The sequence below is a fragment of the Paracoccus fontiphilus genome (genome assembly GCF_017356265.1).
GTDB lineage: Bacteria > Pseudomonadota > Alphaproteobacteria > Rhodobacterales > Rhodobacteraceae > Paracoccus > Paracoccus fontiphilus.
Window position 1 is genome coordinate 1 of sequence record NZ_JAFNAW010000041.1, and the last position, 22,012, is coordinate 22,012.

At 62.9% G+C, this 22,012-nt stretch carries 21 protein-coding genes; 15 read left to right on the forward strand and 6 right to left on the reverse strand.

The window, feature by feature from the left end:
- On the forward strand, positions 1 to 1,019 hold a 1,019-nt coding region (gene tnpC, locus J0F76_RS13585; protein ID WP_207470251.1), incomplete at its 5' end, for an IS66 family transposase.
- Here tnpC and J0F76_RS13590 read toward each other — a convergent pair.
- On the reverse strand, positions 1,000 to 1,233 hold the full coding sequence (locus J0F76_RS13590; protein WP_207470252.1) for a DUF6429 family protein: 234 nt from the start codon (positions 1,231 to 1,233) through the stop codon (positions 1,000 to 1,002). The genes tnpC and J0F76_RS13590 overlap by 20 nt on opposite strands.
- Before the next feature lie 65 nt (positions 1,234 to 1,298).
- Between J0F76_RS13590 and J0F76_RS13595 the strand changes: the two genes are divergently transcribed.
- The 3 genes from J0F76_RS13595 to J0F76_RS13605 are packed head-to-tail and all read left to right on the forward strand — an operon-like array spanning position 1,299 to position 2,324.
- Complete coding sequence (locus J0F76_RS13595; RefSeq protein ID WP_207470253.1) at positions 1,299 to 1,688, forward strand: recombinase family protein; 390 nt, start codon at positions 1,299 to 1,301, stop codon at positions 1,686 to 1,688.
- On the forward strand, positions 1,688 to 1,996 hold the full coding sequence (locus J0F76_RS13600) for a hypothetical protein (RefSeq protein ID WP_136652215.1): 309 nt from the start codon (positions 1,688 to 1,690) through the stop codon (positions 1,994 to 1,996). Before J0F76_RS13595 ends, J0F76_RS13600 begins: the two co-directional genes overlap by 1 nt.
- Positions 1,997 to 2,003: 7 nt before the next feature.
- The gene (locus tag J0F76_RS13605; protein WP_136652216.1) at positions 2,004 to 2,324 is read left to right on the forward strand and encodes a hypothetical protein; all 321 of its coding nucleotides are present in this window, start codon (positions 2,004 to 2,006) and stop codon (positions 2,322 to 2,324) included.
- 406 nt (positions 2,325 to 2,730) lie between these two features.
- On the opposite strand, the gene J0F76_RS13610 is transcribed toward J0F76_RS13605, so the two are convergent.
- Together J0F76_RS13610 and J0F76_RS13615 are read right to left on the reverse strand one after the other, a co-directional pair.
- The gene (locus J0F76_RS13610; protein ID WP_103175182.1) at positions 2,731 to 3,774 is read right to left on the reverse strand and encodes an IS5 family transposase; all 1,044 of its coding nucleotides are present in this window, start codon (positions 3,772 to 3,774) and stop codon (positions 2,731 to 2,733) included.
- A 116-nt stretch (positions 3,775 to 3,890) separates the two neighbouring features.
- Positions 3,891 to 4,640, reverse strand: a complete 750-nt coding sequence (locus tag J0F76_RS13615) for a TetR/AcrR family transcriptional regulator (RefSeq protein ID WP_131023394.1) — start codon at positions 4,638 to 4,640, stop codon at positions 3,891 to 3,893.
- Positions 4,641 to 4,776: 136 nt separating this feature from the next.
- Here J0F76_RS13615 and J0F76_RS13620 point away from each other — a divergent pair, with 136 nt between their 5' ends.
- The 9 genes from J0F76_RS13620 (at position 4,777) to gltS (ending at position 17,484) form a co-directional block, all read left to right on the forward strand.
- Complete coding sequence (locus J0F76_RS13620) at positions 4,777 to 5,844, forward strand: HlyD family secretion protein (RefSeq protein ID WP_036707939.1); 1,068 nt, start codon at positions 4,777 to 4,779, stop codon at positions 5,842 to 5,844.
- Positions 5,841 to 8,579 (forward strand): ribosome-associated ATPase/putative transporter RbbA, encoded by a 2,739-nt coding sequence (rbbA, locus tag J0F76_RS13625; RefSeq protein WP_207470258.1) that lies wholly within the window; start codon positions 5,841 to 5,843, stop codon positions 8,577 to 8,579. Before J0F76_RS13620 ends, rbbA begins: the two co-directional genes overlap by 4 nt.
- A gap of 7 nt (positions 8,580 to 8,586) precedes the next feature.
- Complete coding sequence (locus tag J0F76_RS13630; protein ID WP_050527161.1) at positions 8,587 to 9,699, forward strand: ABC transporter permease; 1,113 nt, start codon at positions 8,587 to 8,589, stop codon at positions 9,697 to 9,699.
- A gap of 8 nt (positions 9,700 to 9,707) precedes the next feature.
- Positions 9,708 to 10,784, forward strand: coding sequence for an alpha/beta hydrolase (locus J0F76_RS13635; RefSeq protein WP_207470259.1), 1,077 nt, complete (start codon positions 9,708 to 9,710; stop codon positions 10,782 to 10,784).
- A 318-nt stretch (positions 10,785 to 11,102) separates the two neighbouring features.
- Positions 11,103 to 12,860: a PHA/PHB synthase family protein gene (locus J0F76_RS13640; RefSeq protein ID WP_051693716.1), complete on the forward strand. Its 1,758-nt coding sequence runs from the start codon at positions 11,103 to 11,105 to the stop codon at positions 12,858 to 12,860.
- Positions 12,861 to 12,864: 4 nt separating this feature from the next.
- Positions 12,865 to 14,259 (forward strand): bifunctional enoyl-CoA hydratase/phosphate acetyltransferase, encoded by a 1,395-nt coding sequence (locus J0F76_RS13645; protein WP_089258481.1) that lies wholly within the window; start codon positions 12,865 to 12,867, stop codon positions 14,257 to 14,259.
- Positions 14,256 to 15,425 carry an acetate/propionate family kinase gene (locus J0F76_RS13650; protein ID WP_035745643.1) on the forward strand — a complete coding sequence of 390 codons (1,170 nt, stop codon included), beginning with the start codon at positions 14,256 to 14,258 and terminating at the stop codon, positions 15,423 to 15,425. Before J0F76_RS13645 ends, J0F76_RS13650 begins: the two co-directional genes overlap by 4 nt.
- Positions 15,422 to 16,186 carry an enoyl-ACP reductase FabI gene (gene fabI, locus J0F76_RS13655; RefSeq protein ID WP_035745640.1) on the forward strand — a complete coding sequence of 255 codons (765 nt, stop codon included), beginning with the start codon at positions 15,422 to 15,424 and terminating at the stop codon, positions 16,184 to 16,186. Before J0F76_RS13650 ends, fabI begins: the two co-directional genes overlap by 4 nt.
- 92 nt (positions 16,187 to 16,278) lie before the next feature.
- Entirely contained in the window at positions 16,279 to 17,484 is a 1,206-nt protein-coding gene (gltS, locus tag J0F76_RS13660; RefSeq protein WP_099649423.1) for a sodium/glutamate symporter, read from the forward strand.
- Positions 17,485 to 17,671: 187 nt separating this feature from the next.
- Here the strand turns inward: gltS and J0F76_RS13665 are convergent, their stop codons facing one another.
- Entirely contained in the window at positions 17,672 to 18,898 is a 1,227-nt protein-coding gene (locus J0F76_RS13665) for an IS256-like element ISPaes3 family transposase (RefSeq protein WP_076611693.1), read from the reverse strand.
- 36 nt (positions 18,899 to 18,934) lie between these two features.
- Here J0F76_RS13665 and J0F76_RS13670 point away from each other — a divergent pair, with 36 nt between their 5' ends.
- Positions 18,935 to 20,584, forward strand: coding sequence for an ISL3 family transposase (locus J0F76_RS13670; RefSeq protein ID WP_423227375.1), 1,650 nt, complete (start codon positions 18,935 to 18,937; stop codon positions 20,582 to 20,584).
- Between the two features lie 8 nt (positions 20,585 to 20,592).
- On the opposite strand, the gene J0F76_RS13675 is transcribed toward J0F76_RS13670, so the two are convergent.
- Positions 20,593 to 20,838, reverse strand: a complete 246-nt coding sequence (locus tag J0F76_RS13675; RefSeq protein WP_242690207.1) for a glutathione S-transferase N-terminal domain-containing protein — start codon at positions 20,836 to 20,838, stop codon at positions 20,593 to 20,595.
- Between the two features lie 122 nt (positions 20,839 to 20,960).
- Positions 20,961 to 21,476, reverse strand: coding sequence for an NAD(P)H-dependent oxidoreductase (locus tag J0F76_RS13680; protein WP_242690209.1), 516 nt, complete (start codon positions 21,474 to 21,476; stop codon positions 20,961 to 20,963).
- Between the two features lie 140 nt (positions 21,477 to 21,616).
- On the opposite strand from J0F76_RS13680, the gene J0F76_RS13685 reads away from it, so the two are divergent.
- Positions 21,617 to 21,985 (forward strand): winged helix-turn-helix transcriptional regulator, encoded by a 369-nt coding sequence (locus J0F76_RS13685; protein WP_207470261.1) that lies wholly within the window; start codon positions 21,617 to 21,619, stop codon positions 21,983 to 21,985.
- Positions 21,986 to 22,012 lie beyond the last annotated feature (27 nt).

The following is a 22,012-nucleotide window of genomic DNA, read 5'->3' on the forward strand; positions in this document are numbered from 1 at the left end:
TCGACGATCATGTGCCGCTCTACAGGCAGAACGAGATCTTTGCCCGGATGGGCGCCGATATCGCCGATACGACGCTCGTGGACTGGTGTGGTGGGGCGATGAAAGCCCTGGCACCGCTGATCGAAAAGATCGAGGCCGAGATCATGGCCAGCGATCTGCTCCATGCCGATGACACGCCCATCCGGGTCCTCGATCGCAGCAAGAGCGACAAGGGGCTCGGCAAGGGTGTCAGGAAGGGCAGAATTTGGGCTTACGTCCGCGATCAGCGTCCTTGGGCAGGCAAGGCCCCGCCCGGCGCGGTCTATCAGTTCGCCCCGGACTGGAAGGAAGACCATGTCCTCGGCCATCTGAGCCAGGCCGGCGGCATTCTTCAAGCCGACGGCTACAAGGGCTATGCCAAGCTTTATGCCACCGATCTGGAGGGCAAGAGCCAGTTCCGAGAGGCCGCCTGCTGGGCGCATCTGCGCCGTGACTTCCATGATGTCTGGACCTCGACGAAATCCGAAATCGCGCGCGAGGCGCTCGACCGGATCGGCAAGCTCTACGATATCGAGCGCGCCATCAGCGGCAAGCCTGCCGAGCTGCGGCTGGCGGTTCGACAGAAGGAAACCAGGCCCAAGATCGACGCTTTCCGGAACTGGGCCGAAAAGCAGCTGACGCGCATCCCGGGAAAAAGCGATCTGGCCAAGGCCTTCCGCTATGGGCTGAGCCGCTGGTCTGCCCTCACGCTGTTCCTCGAGGACGGACGCATTGCGATTGACAACAATGCGGCCGAGCGTGCCCTGAGACCAATTGGTGTCGGCAGACGAAACTGGTTATTTGCAGGCTCGGACGCGGGTGGCGAAACGCTCGCGCGAGCCCTGACCGTCATTGAAACGGCAAAGATGAACGGCCTGGATCCGCAAGCCTACCTTGCCGATGTCCTGGAACGCATCCACGATCACATGAACAACCGTCTCGGCGAATTGCTGCCCTGGAACTGGGCGCCAGTAGGCACCGTCAAGATCGAGGCCGCGTAAACAGCGCCCGGAAGAGTTCTTCGGACTGCCTCAGACCCTCATCGGTCAGGACAACCGACTTTGCCTTGCTGACCGGATCGGCGATCAGGCCCCGGGCGTGCAGCCGCTCCAGGGCGTCCCAATCAAAGCCTTTCCACGCCCGCCGCTCGTCATGCAGCGTCAACCACATCAGCGCCAGAACGGCCTCGTCGATCTTGTCCCGATCAATCTCCATGGACTGAGCCTACCACGGAGAGCCGTGGTGCGAGACACGACATCATCAACGCCTGTCAATGCAACATGCCCGCGGTGCAAACCGGGTGGTTACGTTCTGTCCCCGACGCCCGTGACATTGCCGACAAGCTGGCCGCGCGTGGGATCAAGCTTCAGCTTGGCACCTCAATCCATGATCCCACCGACCCAATGGGCAAGCTGTTCTTCAACATCCTGGCGACCTTTGCCGAGTTCGAAGCAGACCTCATTCGGATGCGGACCCGCGAGGGCATGGCTGTGGCCCGCGCCAAGGGTAAGCTGCGCGGTAAAAAGCCGAAGCTGTCAGAGCGCCAGCAGCAGGAGCTGCGGCGCATGTATGACACCGGGGAGTATTCCATCAGTGATCTGGCGGAGGTGTTCTCGATTTCGCGGCCGACCGTGTATCGCACCTTGGGCCGGCAAGCAGCGGCGGCGTGATGACGGATGATCCAAAGCCTCCGCGCCCCCCGTCGCTGAAAAGCGAGACTCGCCAGACGAACTGGCGCCGCACCAACCTGCCGAAGTCTCAGGCCCATCTCGCGGTTCAGCGGGCGCTCATGTCCGGCGCACTGGAAAAGCAGGGCTGCGAGGTCTGTGGCGCGGCAAGGGTCGATGCCCACCACGACCGATACGACGAACCCTTGAACGTGCGGTGGCTCTGCCGCAGCCATCACGTCAAGCTGCACCACTACGGCGAGGATATGTTTCCGATTGGCCGACCGCAGGCGGGATTAGAGGGCGAGTGAGAGCAGAATGACGGCACGACCTGTCGATTGGGAGGCACTGCGCGATCAATGCGCAGAGGTGCTGTGGCGTGAGGTTTCAGCGCCCCAACTTCCAAACGTCTGCCGCCGTATCGGCCTTGATCCTGAAAAAACACAGGCAGAGCCAATCAACAGCAAGCGAGCCTATGTAAAATCGCTTCTAGGTGCCGTGGATAACAAGGCTACTCTGGCTGTCGCACGCAAAATCGTAGAAAATTACGACGATTTTCAGCTTCGAGAAGCGGTCAACAAAATTGACGAAGCTAGCGGAAGTATCGGCGCAACGGAAGAGCGTCGCTGCATCTTCTGATTGCGGGTTCAGTGAGAGCAATCAGGCTCTAGCGTAGTGCTGCGTCGTTGCAGATCGTACTCTGTCGTAGAATATCGTGCAAAATCGTAGAAATGGTTGCGGGGGCGCGCAACCTACGAGACCGACACTCGATCCAAGCGGCCATCTGACCGACCGTATATAGCCGCCTGAAAGCACCTGAGGCGTCCGATCAATCGTGTTGAAATCTCCGCACGAAACGCGGAAATCCCAACATAACTTATGGGCACCTCGATTTTTGACCGCTTGCGCTGTTCTTTGGCCAGTTCGACGGCTTGAGGAACACATGACGTGTCTGGGCAGGGTGTGGCGTGTTGGCTTCGCGGGCTTTACGGGCGGAGGACAGCGCCGCCTTTCGGCCCTTACGGGCTGACTTCGGCGCCCCGGATCACGCTGGGCAGGGGTTCAGGCGGCGCAGCTGGACGAGGCGACGCATGTTGTAGGCGAGGTTCTTCATCCCAATCTTGGCCTTCGCCCGCACCAGGCCGATGGTGCGCAACAGCGTGCCGCCCATGTCGTTGGTCTGCGCGCCGAAGACATGCTCGACCCGTGCGCGCACTGCGGATTTCGTGCGGTTGCTGCCTTTAGCCTGTTCGGTAAGCGGCTTGCCTCGCTTGCCCTTGCGGTGGATGTGGCTCTTCAGCTTGCACGCGCGCAGCCTGGCTTCCATCTCTACGGACCGATACGCCGGATCAGCCCAGACCCCTGCGCCAGTGTTGCCCCGCATCAGCAGATGATCCACTGCCTGGCTGTCATGCAGGGCCGCATCGCTGACGTGGTAACGGCGCACCAGCTTGTGCTGGCGGTCCACGTTAACGTGGTTTTTGTAGCCGTAGTGGGATTTCCCGTGCTTCTTGGTCCAGCGGGCATCCACGTCCTTCTGCGATCGCTTGGCGGGCTTTTCGGCCCAGCCCTCGGGCTCCTCGCCGGCCTTGATCGCCCGGTTTTCATCTCGCGTGTTGTGGTTCTTCGGCACCGGCACGATGGAGGCATCCAAGATCTGGCCGCCCCGCGCGATGTAGCCTTGCCGCGCCAGATAGCCGTCGAACTGCTGAAACAGCGCCTCGACCATGCCCGCCTGTGCCAGCCCCTCGCGATAAAGCCAGACGGTCTTTGCATCGGGCACGCGGTCCTCCAGCCCCAGACCAAGGAACCGCATGAAGGACAGCCGGTCGCGGACCTGATACTCGATCTGGTCGTCGGACAGGTTGTAGAGGGCACCCAACACCAGCGTCTTGAACATCACCACCGCGTCCATGGGCTTGCGCCCCGCCCGCGATTTGCGCTCCGCCTCCGGCTTGCGCCAGACCCGCTCCAGCGTCGGTCGGAACTCCTCCCAGGGCACAATGGCGTCGATCTCGACCAGCGGGTCCTTCTTGGCGTCTAGGCTCACGTAGCGGTCCGAAAGATCAAAGAAACCCATCTGCGCCATCGTCACGCTCCAGCAGCCGAATGCCCCGTGCGTCCTACCCCGGCGGCCCGGTTAGCGCAATTTTTCGAGGTGCCCTTATACAGGATCGCAGTTGGCAAGCTGACTTGGATAGTGGTCTAGATGGGACGCCAGCCGAATACCCCATCTGAACAACCAGGCAGCATTGCGTTCATCAGGGCGGTTTGCAGCATCTGTCGCTGATCCGCCTCGGGGATAGCCAGCAAATCCGCAGGCCCGAAAATCGCACGATGGGTCACGAAACCGCTGAGAAGGCTAAGCGCGAAATGCGCCCGTCCCGGATCCGCATGGCCAAACGCCCTGCTTAGAGGCAGGGCTAGTGACGTGCCAAAGAATTGCGCAATGATCGCCCGCGCCTCGCTGCAGAGGCTGGACTGTGTCAGTAAATGAAGCGGCCTGACATCTTCTACCTTGCGCGGATCACGCAGGAAGGCCAGATCGCAGATCCGGTTGATCATGGTCGCGCCATCGGGGCCCCCTGCGGCGATGTCATCGAGGGGCGCAAGCGCCAGCAAGGCCTGACGGAATATCTCGGCCTTCGACCCGAAGGCGCGATGGACATAGGCCACATCGACCCCAGCCGCGGCGGCGATGTCGCGCAGGCTGGTGTCGGAATAGGGCATCCGCGCGAAAAGCAGCATCGCCGATGCAAGAATGCGTTCTTTCCCGGTTGCCTGCCCCGGCATGCGGTCGGTCGAGTTGGCTGAGTTGAGCGTCCTTGGCATGGGTGGCTTGTGTTCGTCCGGTGGCTTCGACGCGAAGAAACTGAAAATGCTGCCCCGGAGCAGAGGTGCGGCAAGGTGCAGCCCACACCGGGTCGTGTTGTTTAGCTGGTTTTTCAACAGCAAACAACCAGCAGCCGCTTTTGCGCGACAATACAGGGTTTTACCCTGTCATTGAGCGTTGACAACAGGGGAGCGTAGGGCGAAAACCGCATCGGGACATGCGCGAAGCATCCATCAGCACAGCAATCAGAGGCAGATCATGGCAAAGCCCGGCAGAAACACCATTATTCTGGGCGGCCTGGCCGTTGTCGCCGTGCTTGGCTGGCTGGCCTGGGACCGGCTGCAACCCGCCGGTCTGCCGGCGGGTTTTGCCAGCGCCAATGGCCGGATCGAGGCGACCGAGGTGGATATCGCGGCGCTCACCGGCGGCCGAATCGCCGAAATCACCGCTGCCGAAGGTGACATGGTCAGCGCAGGCGATGTGCTGGTGCAGATGGACGTGGTGCAGCTGAACGCACAAAAACGTCAGGCCGAAGCGCAGCTTGCCCGCGCCGAAATCGGCGTCGAGACAGCAAGGGCGCTGGTCGCTCAGGCCGAGGCACAAGAGCGCGCGGCCCGGGCCGCGGTTGATCAGGCAGGCTCGGTTGCCGATGCCGCGTCGCGCAGGCTTGAACGCTCTGAGCAGCTTGCAAAGACCAGTGCGATCTCGCAGCAGGTGCTGGATGATGACCGCGCCCGGGACGCCCAGGCCCGCGCCGGTGTGGCCTCGGCCGAAGCCAGCCATGCGGCAGCGCTGGCGGGGGTCAGCAGCGCGCAGGCGCAGGTGGTCGATGCAAGTGCGGCCGTCGAGGCGGCAAAGGCGTCGATTGATGCGATCCAGGCCTCTCTGGACGACGCCACGCTGAAAGCGCCGCGCACGGGCCGGATCCAGTATCGCATCGCACAAGAGGGCGAGATTGTCGGCTCTGGCGGGCGGATCCTCAGCCTTGTCGATCTGGGCGATGTCTATATGACGGTTTTTCTGCCGACATCGCAGGTCGGCCGGGTGCAGGTCGGATCAGAGGTGCGCCTTGTCATGGATGCGGCGCGGGAATTCGTGATCCCGGCCACGGTTTCCTATGTTGCCGATGTGGCGCAGTTCACGCCAAAGACGGTCGAGACCGCCGATGAGCGCGAAAAGCTGATGTTCCGCGTCCGTGCCCGCATCGACCCCGAGCTGCTGTCGCGGCATATCGAGGATGTCAAAACCGGCCTGCCGGGCATGGCCTATCTGCGGCTTGATCCGGATGCCGCCTGGCCTGACTTTCTTTCCAATGTCGTGAAATGACCGGCTCAGTTGCCGGGGTCTCCGGCCTGACGCTGCGCTATGGCAAGGTCACGGCGCTTGACAATGTGACGCTGGAGATCCCTGAGGGGCGCATGGTCGGGCTGATCGGGCCAGACGGGGTCGGAAAGTCCAGCCTTCTGTCGCTGCTGGCCGGGGCACGTGTGATCCAGCAGGGCAAGGTCGAGGTTCTGGGCGGCGATATGCGCGATGTGGCGCATCGCAACCGCGTCTGCCCCCGCACCGCCTATATGCCGCAGGGTCTGGGCAAGAACCTCTACCCGACGCTTTCGGTCGAAGAGAACCTTGATTTCTTCGGCTCGCTTTTCGGTCATGACAAGGCCGAACGCGAGCGGCGGATTACCGATCTGCTGGCTGCGACCGGCATGACGCCGTTCCGGTCGCGCCCGGCGTCAAAGCTGTCGGGCGGCATGAAGCAAAAGCTGGGTCTGTGCTGCGCGCTGATCCATGATCCCGATTTCCTGATTCTTGACGAGCCGACCACCGGCGTCGATCCGCTGTCGCGCCGCCAGTTCTGGGATCTGATCGACCGCATCCGCGCGACACGGCCGGGGATGAGCGTGATCACCGCCACCGCCTATATGGAAGAGGCCGCGCGCTTCGACTGGCTGGTTGCGATGAATGCGGGCCGGGTGCTGGCCACCGGCACCACCAACGATCTGCTGTCGCGGACCGGGGCCGACACGCTTGATGCAGCCTTCATCGAGCTTTTGCCCGAAGAAGACCGGGGCGAAGACAGTGCCGTGGTGATCCCGCCGCGGACCACCGATGACAGCGATATCGCCATCGAGGCCGAGGGGCTGACGCAGCGCTTTGGCGATTTCGTGGCGGTCGACAATGTTTCCTTCCGCATCCCCAGGGGTGAGATTTTCGGCTTTCTGGGTTCGAACGGCTGCGGCAAGACGACGACGATGAAGATGCTCACCGGGCTTCTGGAGCCGAGTGAGGGCCGGGCAAAGCTTTTCGGCCATGAGGTCGATGCAAGCGATCTGTCGGTGCGCCGCCGGGTCGGGTTCATGTCGCAGGCCTTCTCGCTCTATTCCGAGCTGACGGTGCGTCAGAACCTTGATCTGCACGCGCGGCTTTTCGATATGGCGGCCGAGAAGATCCCCGCCAGGGTTGACGAGATGATCGCCCGGTTCGATCTGGGCGACGTGACCGACAGCCTGCCCGAGGCGTTGCCGCTGGGTATCCGCCAGCGGCTTTCGCTGGCGGTGGCGATGATCCATGCGCCCGAGATCCTGATCCTTGACGAGCCGACCTCGGGGGTGGACCCGGTGGCGCGCAACGGCTTCTGGCGTATTCTGGCGGAACTTTCGCGCAAGGATGGCGTGACGATCTTTGTCTCGACCCATTTCATGAACGAGGCGGAATGGTGCGACCGCATCAGCCTGATGCATGCGGGCAAGGTGCTGGTCTCGGACACCGCCGAGGGGATCACGAAAGCCAAAGGTTGCGCCACGCTGGAAGACGCGTTCATCGCCTATCTTGAAGAGGCGATTGGCGAGACGGCACCCGCCCCCGCCGCTGCGCCCGAGGCCGCGCCCGAGGCCCCCGCAGCCGGGGTGACCCATCACGCGCAGCAATCCGGCTTCAGCCTGCGGCGACTGCTTAGCTATTCGCAGCTGGAAAGCCTGCAATTGCAGCGCGATCCGATCCGGCTGACCATGGCGTTGGTCGGCAGCCTTCTTCTGATGATCGTGGTGGGGCTGGGCATCAACATGGATGTCGAGGATCTGACCTTCGCCACCCTTGACCGCGACCAGACCACCACCAGCCGCAATTATATCGCCGATATTGCGGGATCGCGCTATTTCATCGAACAGCCGGCCCTGACAAGTTACGACGAGATCGACGCAAGAATGCGCTCGGGCGAGCTGGCGCTGGCGATCGAGATCCCGCCCGGCTTTGCCGCCGATATCGCGGCAGGCAGGGATGTGCAGGTCGGGGCCTGGTTCGACGGCGCCAACCCCAGCCGCGCCAATACGGTGCAGGGCTATGTGCAGGGCATGCATGCCGACTGGATCACACGTCAGGCGCGTCAGCTTTACGGTGACAAGGCGAGCGGCGGCAGTTTCGAACTGGTGACCCGATACCGCTACAACCCCGACGTGCGCAGCCTGAATGCGATGGTCCCGGCGATCATCCCGCTGCTTTTGCTGATGATCCCGGCGATCCTGACCACGCTTTCGGTCGCGCGTGAACGCGAACTGGGCTCGATCATCAATTTCTACGTCACGCCGGTGACGCGGCTGGAATTTCTGCTTGGCAAACAGCTGCCCTATATCGCGCTGGCCATGCTGAATTTCTTCCTGATGATGGCCATGGCGGTCACATTCTTCGCAGTGCCCTTCAACGGCAGTTTTCTGGGCTTTACCCTTTCGGCGCTGATCTATGTCACCGCGACCACGGCGCTTGGTTTTCTGGTGTCGGTCTTCATCGCAAGTCAGGTCGCGGCGCTGTTCGCGACCGCCATGCTGACGATGATCCCGGCGGTCAGCTATTCGGGTTTGATCTACCCGGTCTCTTCGCTGTCGGGTTTTGGCCGGGTTCTGGGCGAGATCTACCCCTCGACCTGGTTTATCACCGCCGCGCGGGGGGCTTTCTCCAAGGCCTTCGGAATGGCGGAACTGGCCGGGCCGATGCTGGCCATGGGCATCGCCATTCCGGTGATTATCGGGCTGGCGGCGGCCTTCCTGGAAAAACAGGCGAAGTGAGGGGCGGATGAACCTGCGCAACACCTTCAATCTGGGCGTCAAGGAATTGCGCGGGCTCTGGCGCGATCCGGTGATGCTGGTGCTGATCGTCTATTCCTTTTCGCTCTCGATCTGGACCTCTGCGAACGTCTCGCCCGAGGCGCTGACGAATGCCGCGATCTCGATCGTGGATGAGGATCAGTCGCATCTCTCCGCCCGCATCACCTCGGCCTTTTATCCGCCCTATTTTGTCGAGCCGCAGATGACCACGACGGCCGAGATGGATCGGCGGATGGATCAGGGGCTGGATACTTTTGCGCTGAACATCCCACCGGATTTCGCGCGCGATGTGCTGGCCGGAAAAAACCCGGCGATCCAGCTGAATATCGACGCGACAAGGATGAGCCAGGCCTTCACCGGCGGCGGCTATATCCAGCAGATCGTGTCCTCCGAGGTTTCGGAATATGTGGCGGGCTACCGGGCCGAGACCGCGCTGCCGGTCGATCTGGCGCTCCGCGCGCGGTATAATCCCTCGCTGGATCCGAAGTGGTTCGGCGCGATTTCCGCCGTGATCCGGTCGATCACCATGCTGTCGCTGGTGCTGACCGGCGCGGCGCTGATCCGCGAAAAGGAACATGGCACGGTCGAGCACCTGCTGGTCATGCCCGTCACCCCGACCGAGATCATGTTTTCCAAGATCTGGTCGATGGGGCTGGTGGTGCTGCTGGGGTCGATCTTTTCGCTAAGTGTTGTGGTGCAGGCGCTGATGGCGGTTCCGGTGCAGGGCTCGGTCGTGCTGTTTCTTGCGGGCGCGGTGCTGATGGTTTTCGCCATGACGGGGCTTGGAATTTTCCTTGCCACCATCGCCGGGTCGATGCCGCAATTCGCGCTTTTGCTGATGATGGCGCTTTTGCCGCTGCAGGTGCTGTCAGGCGCGATGACGCCGCGGGAATCCATGCCAGAGATCATCCAGACCATCATGCTTGCAGCCCCCAACACGCATTTCATCATCCTCTCGCAGGGCATCTTGTTCCGAGGTGCGGGGCTTGACGTGGTCTGGCCCCAGTTCGCGGCGCTGGCGGCGATCGGGGTGGCGCTGTTCTGGCTGGCACTGATACGATTCAAGAAATTCCTGCGGTAAGGCATATGTTGGGCCGCCTGCTTCTGATCCTGACGCTTGCGCTTGCAGGCTGCGCTGCGCGTCCGGGGCCGGAAGTTCTGGCCCCCGATGCCGGTGCCCTGCCCGAGGGCGCCCGCCTTGTCCGGGTGCTGACCATGACCACCCGCGCGCCCGAGGCAAATCTGCCGGGGGCCTTTGGCGACTCTCGCTCCATCCGGCCAAGCTGGCTGGAATACGAGGTCTCGGTGCCGCCTGGCCATCGGCCGGGAAAGATTGAATGGCCGGATCGCAATGGCAGCAGCGCCGACCGGAATTTCGTGGTGCGCAGCCGGCAGACGCTTAGCCGTGACGCCTTTGCAAAGCGTCTCTCGCGCGAGGGGGTCGGGCTTTATGTCCACGGCTTCAACACCCGCTTTCATGAGGCCTTGTTCCGCACCGCGCAGCTTTCGGTCGATGCGCAAATCGAGGAAAAGCCCGTCCTTTTTACATGGCCCTCGGCAGGCTATCCGGGCGCCTATCTGGCTGATCGTGACGCGTCTGACTTTTCCCGCGCGGCGCTTGCCGATCTGCTGCGGCTTTTGACAAAGGGTCGGTCCGCTTCCGACGCGGTGCCGGTGCTGGCTCACAGCATGGGCGCGCGGCTGACGATGGAGACGCTGGTGCAACTGCGTCTTGCCGGGCGGGACGATGTGCTGGACCGGATCGAGGTCATCCTTGCCGCCCCGGATATTGATATCGATCTTTTCCGCGCCCAGATGGTCAGCCTTGGGCCGATGAAGCATCCCATCACGGTGCTCGTCTCCTCGGACGATCTGGCGCTGAAACTGTCGTCGCAGCTTTCGGCACGTCGGATACGGCTTGGGCTTGTCGATGTGCGTGATCCGGCGGTCCAGCGCCTGGCGGTCGCGACCGGAATACGGATCGTGGATATTACCGATATTCCGACCGATGATCCCGCCCACAGCCGCTATGTCGGCCTGCTTTCCGGCGAGGCCGGGGCTGTGGTTGAAAACACCCTTTTCGGTGAGGTACGCTTGGCGGGGGCCTTTGTCTTCAATCAGGTCGGTGGTGTCTTCACTGGCATCGGTGATGTGCTGGCGGATTGAGGCCGCGGCCTTGGCCCGGCGTTGGTGCCAGCGGCATTGGCCGGGTCATGGCCTCGACGTCGCGCCGTTTTGCCGGTAATCGTCCATGATGATCAGGGCAGGGACAGGGGATTCCGTGTCCGCCGCCGGACGCCGATGCTTTGCCTGTTCAGTCCGGGGGCGGCTGTTTCGGCGGTTTGACGGCGCTTTACGACATGTCGTCGGCATCGGGCCTTGGGCGCAATGCCTATGTTCAAGAAAAATCTTGAACTCTTTGATTTCAATCAACACTCGTTGATAGTTCTGTGCTAACTTCCGCCGGTAAATTGGAGACGCGACATGGCCCTTACTCCCAAATCAGATGGCTCGGGTGCAACCGGCGATGAAAGCCTTGGCATCGAGGCTTTTCAGGCCGTTGACCGCATACGAGAGGCGCTCTCGGGACAGCTCAGCGGCGGGGTCTCGCCCGGCTCGCTGATGATGGCCTATGTCGACTGGGCCTTTCATCTGGCGCAGGCACCGGGCAAGCAGATGGAACTGGGCGTCAAGGCGGGCCGCAAATGGCAGCGTCTCATGGCGCATCTGATGGCCTCGGCGATGGATCCGCAGGCCGCGCCGGTCATCACGCCCTTGCCGGGCGACCGCCGTTTCGCCGGTGAAGCCTGGGCGAAACCGCCCTTCAGCTGGATGTCGCAGGCTTTCCTGCTGCAGCAGCAATGGCTGCATAACGTCACCCATGAGGTTCCGGGCGTGACGAAGCACCACGAGGATGTGGTGTCTTTTGCCGCGAAACAGATCCTTGATGTCTGTGCGCCTTCGAACAACCCTTTTACCAATCCCGAGGTTGTGGCACGGACCTGGGCTACCGGAGGCATGAACCTTGTGAAGGGCTGGCAGAACTGGCTGCAGGACGTCGTCCGCCAGATCCGGCAGGAGCCGCCAGAGGGTGTCGAGGCCTTTACACCGGGTCGCGATGTGGCGGTGACGCCGGGCAAGGTAATCTTCCGCAACCACCTGATCGAACTGATCCAGTATACGCCCACGACAGAAACCGTGCACCCCGAGCCGGTGCTGATCGTTCCGGCCTGGATCATGAAATACTATATCCTCGACCTCAGCCCGGAGAATTCACTGATCCGCTGGCTGGTGGCGCAGGGCCACACGGTTTTCGCCATTTCCTGGCGCAATCCGGGTGCAGAGGATCGTGATCTGACGCTGGAGGATTATCGCCGGCTGGGCGTGATGGCCGCGTTGGATGAGATCACCCGTCTAATGCCCGATCAGAAAATCCACGCCACCGGCTATTGTCTGGGTGGCACTTTGCTGTCGATCGCGGCGGCTGCCATGGCGGGGAAGGGGGACGCGCGTCTCGCCTCGCTGACGCTGCTTGCCGCGCAGGTCGATTTCGCCGAACCGGGCGAGCTTGCGTTGTTCATCGACCCAAGCCAGCTGCATCTTCTTGAAAGCATGATGTGGAACCGCGGCTATCTCTCTGCCGATCAGATGGCGGGGGCGTTTCAGCTTTTGCGCTCGAATGACCTCATCTGGTCCCGGATGGTGCGCGATTACATGATGGGCGAGCGGACGGCGATGAATGATCTCATGGCCTGGAATGCCGACAGCACCCGGATGCCCTATCGGATGCATGCCGAATATCTGCGCAGGCTTTATCTGAATAATGAGCTTTCTTCGGGACGCTTCACCGCCGGGGGCAAGACAGTTCTGTTGCAGAACATCCGGGTGCCGATCTTTGCCGTCGGGACCGAGCGCGATCATGTCGCACCCTGGAAGTCGGTCTACAAAATCCACCAGTTCACCGATTGCGAGGTGACTTTCGCGCTGACGTCGGGCGGGCATAATGCGGGGATCGTCTCTCCTCCCGGTCACCCGCGCCGCCGCTACCGGCTGGCGACCCGCGCCCATGACGACGCGCTTTTGCCGCCCGAGACCTGGGTCGAGGCCAATCCTGCAACCGAGGGTTCGTGGTGGACGCCCTGGCAGGCCTGGCTTGCCGCGCGTTCGGGTGCCCCCGCCGCGCCGCCCGCAATGGGCAACGCGCTGGCAGATGCGCCCGGCACATATGTTTTCCAGAGGTGACAAGATGACCGGCACTCTGACCAACTATCTGTTTCACCAGATGAAAATCGGCGACCGCGCCAGTCTTGTCCGCCACGTCGGTCCCAAGGATATTGAATTGTTCGCCGCTGTTTCCGGCGACGCCAACCCCGCGCATCTGGATGCCGGTTTCGCCGCCCATGGGCCGTTTGGCCATGTCGTGGTGCACGGCATGTGGACTGCGGCGCTGATTTCGGCGGTGCTGGGCACCCGCCTGCCGGGGCCGGGGACGATCTATCTCGACCAGCAGATCCGCTTTAACAAGCCGGTTTCGCCAGGCGATACCATCACCGCCGAAGTTGAAGTGGCCGAGCTGATCGAGGGCAAGAACCGTGTCCGCCTGACGACCACCGCCCGCAATCAGCGGGGCGAGGTGGTGCTTTCGGGCGAGGCGCTGGTGCTGGCCCCGGTCGAGCAGGTGACCTGGGTGCCGGGTGACCTTCCCGAGGCGGTGGTCCTGCCGAAGGGGCGCTGGCAGGGCTTTGTCGAAGAGGCCCGCGCATTGCCCCCGGTGCGGGCGGCGGTGGTGCATCCCTGTTCGAAATCCGCGATCCTTGGCGCGATCGAGGTGCGCGACGAAGGCCTGCTTGACCCGATCCTGATCGGTCCCGGCGCAAAGATTCGCGCGGCGGCCGCCGAGGCCGGGGTCTCGCTTGACGGCTTCCGGATCGAGGAGACAGAGCACAGCCATGCAGCGGCGGCGCGGGCGGTGGAACTGGCGGCCTGTGGCAAGGTCCAGGTGTTGGTCAAGGGCAGCCTGCATTCCGATGAACTGCTTGCGGCGGTGGTTTCGAAAAGCGGCGGCCTGCGCACCGAACGCCGGATCAGCCATGTCTATGCGATGGATGTGCCCGCCTATCGCAAGCCGGTGATCGTCACCGATGCCGCGATCAATATCGCACCGACATTAGAGCATAAGCGCGACATCTGCCAGAATGCCGTCGATCTGATGCGGCTTCTGGGGCGCGATCAGCCGAAGGTCGCGGTGCTGGCGGCGGTCGAGACGGTGAACGCGACGATGCCCGCCACGCTGGATGCCGCCGCGCTGACGGTGATGGCGGCTCGAGGCCAGATCACGGGCGCGCTGGTTGACGGGCCGCTGGCCTTCGACAATGCGATCAGCCCCGAGGCGGTGGCGACGAAGGGCATCGTCTCGCAGGTGGCGGGCGAGGCCGATATTCTTCTGGTGCCGGATCTCGAGGCCGGGAACATGCTTGCCAAACAGCTGATCTATTTCGCGGGCGCCACGGCCGCGGGGCTGGTTCTGGGCGCACGGGTGCCAATCGTTCTGACAAGCCGGGCGGATCCTTTATCGGCCCGCATCGCCTCGGCTGCGCTGGCCAAGCTGGTCGCGGTCCGCAAAGCGGAGGGGAAGGCGTGACCCGCGATCTGATCCTGACATTCAACACCGGATCCTCGACTATCAAGCTGGGGTTTTACGCACTGGAGGCCGCCGCGCCGCGCCCGCTGGCCTCGGGCGTGATCGATTTCCGCGATGAGCCTTTCGAAGTGCGCCTGACGCGCGAGGGCAAGACCTTTTCAGGCCCGATCACAGCGGATCCCGGCGATCTGACAGCCGTGCTGAACCAGGCTTTTGCCTGGCTGGCCGGGCATTTCAATCTTTCGCGCCTTGCGGTGATCGGCCATCGGGTTGTGCATGGCGGCGATGTCTTCACAGGACCAGCCCGGATCACCGATCAGGTGATCGCGCAGATCGACGCGCTGGCGCGGCTTGCGCCGCTGCATCAGCCGCAAAGCCTTGCGCTGATCCGGGCGATGCGGGGGCTTTACCCCGATGTGCCACAGACAGCCTCTTTCGACACGGCGTTTCATGCCACCAACCCGCCCCTGATCCGCCGCTTTGCCCTGCCGCGCGCGCTTTATGATCAGGGGATCAAGCGCTATGGCTTTCATGGTCTCTCCTACCGCTATATCGCCGGGCAACTGGGCGATCTGGCCACCGATGCAAAGGTGGTCGCCGCACATCTGGGCAGCGGCGCAAGCCTTTGTGCGATCCGGGGCGGCAAGAGCATCGACAGCTCGATGGGGTTTTCGACGCTGGACGGCATCCCGATGGCGACGCGTTCGGGTGCGCTGGACCCCGGCGTGATCCTGCATCTGATGGGCGAAATGGGGCAAAGCCTGAAACAGGTCGAGACCATGCTCTATCGTGAAAGCGGCCTTCTGGGCGTGTCGGGTTTCGAGGCTGACAGCCGCGAGCTGATGGCCAGCACGCGCCCAGAGGCTGCCGAGGCGATCGACCTCTTTTGCCTGCGCATCGCGGGCGAGGTGGCACGGTTGGCGACCAGCATGGGCGGGATCGATGCGCTGGTCTTCACGGCAGGAATCGGCGAGCATCAGCCCGGTATCCGCGCCCGTGTCGCCGCGCGGCTGGCCTGGCTTGGGGCAGAGCTTGACCCCGATGCCAATGAAGCAGGGTCGCGCAGGATCAGCACCGCCGCCAGCCGGGTGCAGCTTCTTGTCATTCCGACCGATGAGGAAAGCATCATCGCCCAGGAGGCCGTCAGCGAAGAGGCAGCGACATGATTGATCTGAAAGGCAAACGCGGCCTCGTGGTTGGCGTGGCGAATGAGGCCAGCATCGCCGCCGGTTGCGCCAGGGCCTTTCGCGCGGCGGGGGCAGAGCTGGCGCTGACCTTTCTTAATGAAAAGGCCCGGCCATGGGTCGAACCCGTGGCGCAGGAAGTGGGTGCGCCGCTGTTCCTTCCTTGCGATGTGCGTGAACCCGGCCAGTTGGAAGCCGTGTTTGACCGCATTACCGCTGAATGGGGGCGGCTTGATTTTCTGCTTCATGCCATCGCCTTCGCCCCGCGCGAGGATCTGCACACCAGCGTTGTCAACGCTTCGGCCGAAGGTTTTGCGACGGCGATGGATATCTCTTGCCACTCCTTCCTGCGCATGGCGCGGCTGGCGCGGCCTTTGATGCAGGCGGGTGGTTCGCTGATCACGGTCAGCTTTTACGGCGCGGATCGGGTGGTCGAGAATTACAACCTCATGGGTCCGGTAAAGGCCGCGCTGGAGGCTTCGGTCCGCTATGCGGCGGCCGATCTGGCGGGCGAAGGGATTCGTGCCTTTTCGCTTTCAACCGGTCCGGTCAAGACCCGCGCCGCCTCGGGGATCGACCGGTTCGATGCGCTGATGGATAAGATTCGCGCCCGTACGCCTGCGGGAAAACTGGTAAGCATCGAAGAGATCGGTACGCTGGCGGCCTTTCTGGCAACCGAGGCCGCAAGTCCCATGAGCGGATCGGTGGTCTATGCCGATAACGGATTTCACACCACCGCCTGAGGCAGGCGCGGGGCCCCGCCCTTGACCGGAAGGCGGATCCGGGGCAAAGCGGAATCAACATCAGTTGACAGCATTCTGACAGGCGCCGCCGCGTGACCTTCTTTACGGTTCATCCCTTCCATTCCTTCAATCTTGCCGTGGTCTTGCTGATCGCGGGCAAGATCCTGACCCTGAACATTGATCTTCTGCGCCGCTATTCGATCCCCGAGCCGGTGGCGGGCGGCTTTCTCTGTATCGCGGTAACGGGGCTCCTCTGGGCGCTGTTCGATCTGAAGGTCTCATTCGAGGTGGGGATCCGTGATTTCCTGCTGCTGGTGTTCTTTGCCGGTATCGGGCTGAAATCCGATATCCGCACGCTGCTTGCGGGGGGCAGGCCGTTGGTGATCCTGTTGATCCTTGCGACCAGCTTCATCCTTTTGCAGAACTTCGCGGGGATGGGGCTGGCGAGGCTCTTTGGAATGGAGCCGAAGGCCGGGCTGATGGTCGGCTCGGTTTCGCTGACCGGCGGCGTTGGCACCACGCTGGCCTGGGCACCGATATTCGCCGAAAAGCTGGGGATCACGAATGCGCTGGAACTGGGGGTCGCGGCCAATACTGTCGGGCTAATCGCGGCCTGTGTGATCGGCGGGCCGATTGCGGCGCTCCTGATCCGGCGGGGCGGGCTGAAGGCGGAAAACAAGCGCGATCTGGACATCGGCGTTCCGAATGAGGGGCGCGCGGTCCGGATGGATTACTTCTGCATCCTCTGGTCGATCCTGGCGCTGAATGTCACCGTGCTGATCGGGCTGGCGCTGCATGAGGCGATCACGGCGGCCGGCGTCACGCTTCCAGCCTTTGTCAGCTGCCTTGTCGCGGGGATCGTGCTGCGCAACCTTTTGCCGCTGGCCCCGAGGCGGTTAGTGCGGCGGATCTGGCCTGGGGTCGATGATGCGCTGGCGCTGATCTCGGATCTGTCACTCGGGCTTTTCCTGATCATGGCGCTGATGGGCCTGCAGGTCTGGGAGCTGAACGGCGTCCTTCTGTTCATTACCGCCGCCCTTGTGATGCAGATCCTGCTGACGGTCGGATTCACGATTTGGGTCGTGTTCCCCGCGATGGGGCGCGATTATGAGGCGGCGGTGATCTCGGCCGGGTTTGGCGGTATCACGCTCGGCTCAACCGCCACCGCCATCGCCAATATGACCGCCGTGGCGCAGCAACATGGCGCGGCGCACCGGGCCTTTGTGATCGTGCCGCTGGTCTGCGGCTTTTTCATCGATATCGTCAACGCGCTGATCATCTCGGCGCTGGTCGGCTAGTGTCGCGTTGCCCTTAAATGGGCTCTGCCTCAATCTGTGTGGCGCACTATCCTGAGAACGGGAAGATTCAGGAGGGATAGTGATGATTTCAAGGAAGCACTGGTCGCCCGGGAGCGATGTTGGTCGTGTCGCGAATGCTGTGGAAACTCCCTGGCAGCGTGCTCCGAGCATGTGAAGCTTCGGCCTGTTAGGCGGCGAGGTCAAGGGGCATGGGCTCGAGGGGCTGAGAGAGGGTTTCCCAGCCATCGACCTTGCGCATCTGGATCTGGCCGGAGGCGAGCAGCGCCCAGAGCAGCATGGGCACGGTCTCTGCGGAGGGCAGCACGGTCTGGGTCTTGATGCGGCGGCGGAACTCCCCGTTCAGGCGCTCGATGGCGTTGGTGGTCCGGGCCGATTTCCATTGCGAGGGGTCGAGCCGTGTGAAGGTGAAGAGCCGGTCGCCTGCTTCCTCCAGGCTGTCGGCCACCGCTCGGCACTTCAGGCGCCATTTGCGGAGGAAGGCCTTGCGGCGCGTCTCAATCCCGGCGGCGGTGTCGGCGTAAATCATGTCGCGGTAGTCCTCGGTCAACTCGTCTTGGAGGTGCTTCGGCGCGTGGGCCAGGAGGTTGCGGTGCTTGTGAACCGTGCAGCGCTGGATCGGCAGGTCCTCGCCCCACAGCGCCACGAGCGCGGCCTCCAACCCCGGGGCACCGTCAACGATCACGAATTCAGGCCACTTCAAACCGCGGGCATCAAGGTCATCCAGGAACTGACGCCAGGCGGCCGTGCTCTCGCCACCCATGTTCCTGATGGATAACAGCACCTTCTGTCCGTCGCGGCGCACACCGATGGCGGCCAGAACAGAAATGTTCGTGGCTTTCCGGTCCAGTCGGGTCTTGATCACGGTGCCGTCGAGGATCAGGCGGACAATGTCTTCATCGGCCAGACTGCGCGCACACCAGGCGTCCCAGTCCACCTTGACCTTGCGCCAGGCGCGGCTGACCACGTCCTTGCTGACCGCGCCCTCGAAAAGCCCGAACAGCGCCCGCTTGACCCGGCGCGTGTTGGTTCCGGAGAGGTAGACTGCCGCGATCAGGGCCTCGGCCTTCTTCGTCAGCCGCTGGTAACGGGGCAGCGCCTTCGAGCGCCACTCCGTCACCTTGCCAGCATCATCCTCAATCCGGGCGCGCGGCACCCGCACTGTCTCGGTACCGAAGGTGCCAGTGAGTTGCCGCTCCCGGTGCCCGTGGCGATACCCTTTCGCCGAGCCGCCGCTCCGGTCGTAACGAAGGCGGCCGAGAAAGCTCGCGAGTTCTTCTTCGAAAACGGCTTCGATGGTCGCGCGGACGTGGCTCCGCAGCCGCTCCTCGATCGGATCGAAACCGGCCTCTCCGGCCAGTAGCGCAAAGCTCGCGGTGTCGGTAATCTGGTTCATGGCGTGATCTCCCTGGCGGTTGCCGCCGCCGGTTGGGTGGGTGTCAGTTCACCCGGAGATTACGCCGCCCTCAAATTTCCACCAACTCCCCGACACGACCGCGATGTTTCCGTTCAAAGCGTTGAGCGGCGCGATTCCGGCGGGTGGACTGTATCCGGCAGTCTGACACCAAACGGCATCTGCCCAGACTGTGGATTGCAATCGCGACGTCGTCACGGCTGGCGGCGTAGGCGGCTGCAGGATTATCCCGCCCATGGTGACGGGGTTACTGTAACCCTCTGGGTTTGCCGTTGGCGATGTTTGGCACCCGCCTGCCCGCGCCGGACTTTCTCGGACCAGATCGGCTCGATTGCGCGTCCTTTTGCGCGGCGCACTTCGCGTGTCGGGGAAATTGTCAGCCATCTTGGGCACGCGACCGGCGGGCGGCCTGCCGAGCGGCTCTTGCACCGCTTGGGCCTTGGGGTCAGTGATGACACGGTGCTTAGGCAGCTGAAGAACCGTGCTCAAGACACTGCCGAGCCGCCGACCGTCATCGGGATCGACGACTGGAGCTGGCGGAAGTCGCAGACCTACGGCACGATCATCGTCGATCTGGAGCGTCGCGCGGTCATCGATGTTCTCGAAGATCGTGATGTGGTCACCTGCACCGACTGGCTGAAACGACATCCCGAGGTGGAAGTGATCAGCAGAGATCGCTGCGGTCTCTACGCCCAGGCTGCCCGGCAAGGCGCGCCGCAAGCGGAACAGGTCGCCGACCGGTTTCATACCGTGCAGAACCTGCGGCAGGCTATCGAGGAGCAGATGAACCTTCACGGCCGTGCGACCGGCAGGGCGCTGCTGTCCGACGCCGACAATATCACCGCAGAGGGAAGCCTTCTGAAGTCCCGCCTTGCGCACAGGACGTCTCGGGAAGAGATTTTCACCACCATCCATGCGCTTCGAAATCAGGGGCTTACCTGCAGCGAGATTGGGCGGCGAACAGGGTTCCCTCGTCGCAGCATCGCGAAATGGCTGCAGTTCGAGACGCCGCCGGACCGCAGGCGGGCAGCTTTGAAGCCGACTTCGCCGTGGTACTTTGAAGAGTTCCTGAGCCAAAGCTGGAAGGGCGGAATTCGAACTGGAAGCGCCCTGTTCCGTCTGATCCGAGAGCGTGGCTACGAGGGGAGCCCGACGCATTTGCAGCGGCTGCTGGCGGGGTGGCGCAGAGCCGAAAAGCAAGCGAAGGGCCCTGCCTTGGAGCACCAGATCCTGGAACCGGTCCGGGACCCGGAAACGGGGCACGCGATCTCCCCGGTCATCGCGGCAGCGCTGTGTATCAAACCCCGCGGAAAACTCACCCCGGATCAGGCGCGGAAAGTCGACGCGCTCAAGGCTGGCTCTCCCGCCTTCGCAACGATGCGCTGCCTCGTCATGCGGTTCAACGGTATCCTGCGTGGCCGCGAGGCAGACCCGCTCCCTGCATGGATCGACGACGCGATCGAAACCGACCTGGCGCCCATCGTGCGCTTCGCACGCACATTGAACCGGGATTTCGATGCGGTAAAAAACGCTATCGAGATGCCCTGGAGCAACGGCCAAGCAGAAGGTCAGATTAATCGTCTGAAGACCCTCAAACGCGCCATGTACGGCCGAGCCGGGCAAGAACTGTTGAGGGCAAGAATGCTGCCCCTCCGCCACACAGATTGAGGCAGAGCCTATTTCTGGGCCAGATGCCACAGAATCGCGCCGGATTCGAAAATGGCGCGGCCCTCGGCACGATCCACGATGGTCGGGATCTTGCCGTTCGGGTTCAGCTTCAGATAGTCGGGCGCCTTCTGTTCCTGCCGTCCGAAATCGACCAGCGTCAGGTCATAGGGAACGCCTGCCTCCTCCAGAAAGATCACCGGCTTGTAGCCGTTCATCGTGGCGGCGGTGTAAAGATGGATGTCGGTCCGGGTCATGACGCTGGTTCTTGCGTGTGGGGGCGTGGGGCGGCGGTCAGGCCGGAACAACCGCAAAGATGTCCCGAAGATGTGCGTCGAACCGCGCAAGATCCGAGGCGATGTCGGGCTTTTTCATCACGTCAAAGGCGGCAAAGCTGGGCAGCGGGGTCATGCCGAAGAATCTGGCGTTCAGGTGCAAGGGGCGCAACAGATCGTCCAGCGACATGCCCTGAAAAGAATGGCTGGGCGGGATCGTCGAAGGCTTCGGCCGGGGCGTTCAGCGTGGCCGACAGCAGATAGCTGGTACCCTGCAAGCTGCCGCCCGTGCCGTAATTGGCCTTGGGATCCCGGGCGTGGCGGCCATCCCCGGCACACAGGCGTCCGTCCATGCCCGCGGTATAGACCTCATCCATGTATTTCTTGAACGTCCAGGGCGCGCCCATCCAGTTGACCGGAAACTGCATTATGACGGTGTCGGCCCAGACATGGTTGTCGACCTCGGCCTGGACATCATAGCCCTCATCAATCGTGGTCACGCGGACCTCGTGACCCAGGGATGTCAGCAGCGATCTGGCACGGTCGGTCAGCGTGGCATTCAGCCGCCCGGGCGCGAAGTCGTAGGGCTGCGTTCCGTTCACGATCAGGATTTTTGTCATGGGTCGGGTTCCTTGGGTCCGTCATGTTGCATCGCCGCCCCTTGACCCGGGGCGGGCTTGCGATGAAATGCGCAGGACGGAAACCTAAATCAACCAGTATACTTTTGGTAACCTAAAGGCGCCGCGATGAGGAGGGTCCGATGAAGGCAAGGATAGGTCATGATGCGCAGGGTCGCCGCATCGCCCATGATGTCTGCACCGAGCCATGCCCGATAGAACGCGGGATGCGGATCATCGGCGGCAAGTGGACCGGCTCGATCCTGTGGCATCTGCGCGACGGGCCGGTGCGCTTTAACGATCTGGCGCGGATGATTGGCGGCGCGTCGAAGAAGATGATCACCGAACGCCTGCGTCAGTTGGAGGCGCAGGGCCTGATCACCCGGCATGTGCTGGATACCGCCCCCGTCTCGGTTCAGTATCAGATCACCGCGACCGGCCTGACCGCCATCGGGTTTCTGGACGAGATCCGAAAATGGAGCGAGAGCCTGCGCGAGGCCGGGCAACCCTGATCGGCGGGTTCAGGATTGCCGCGTTGC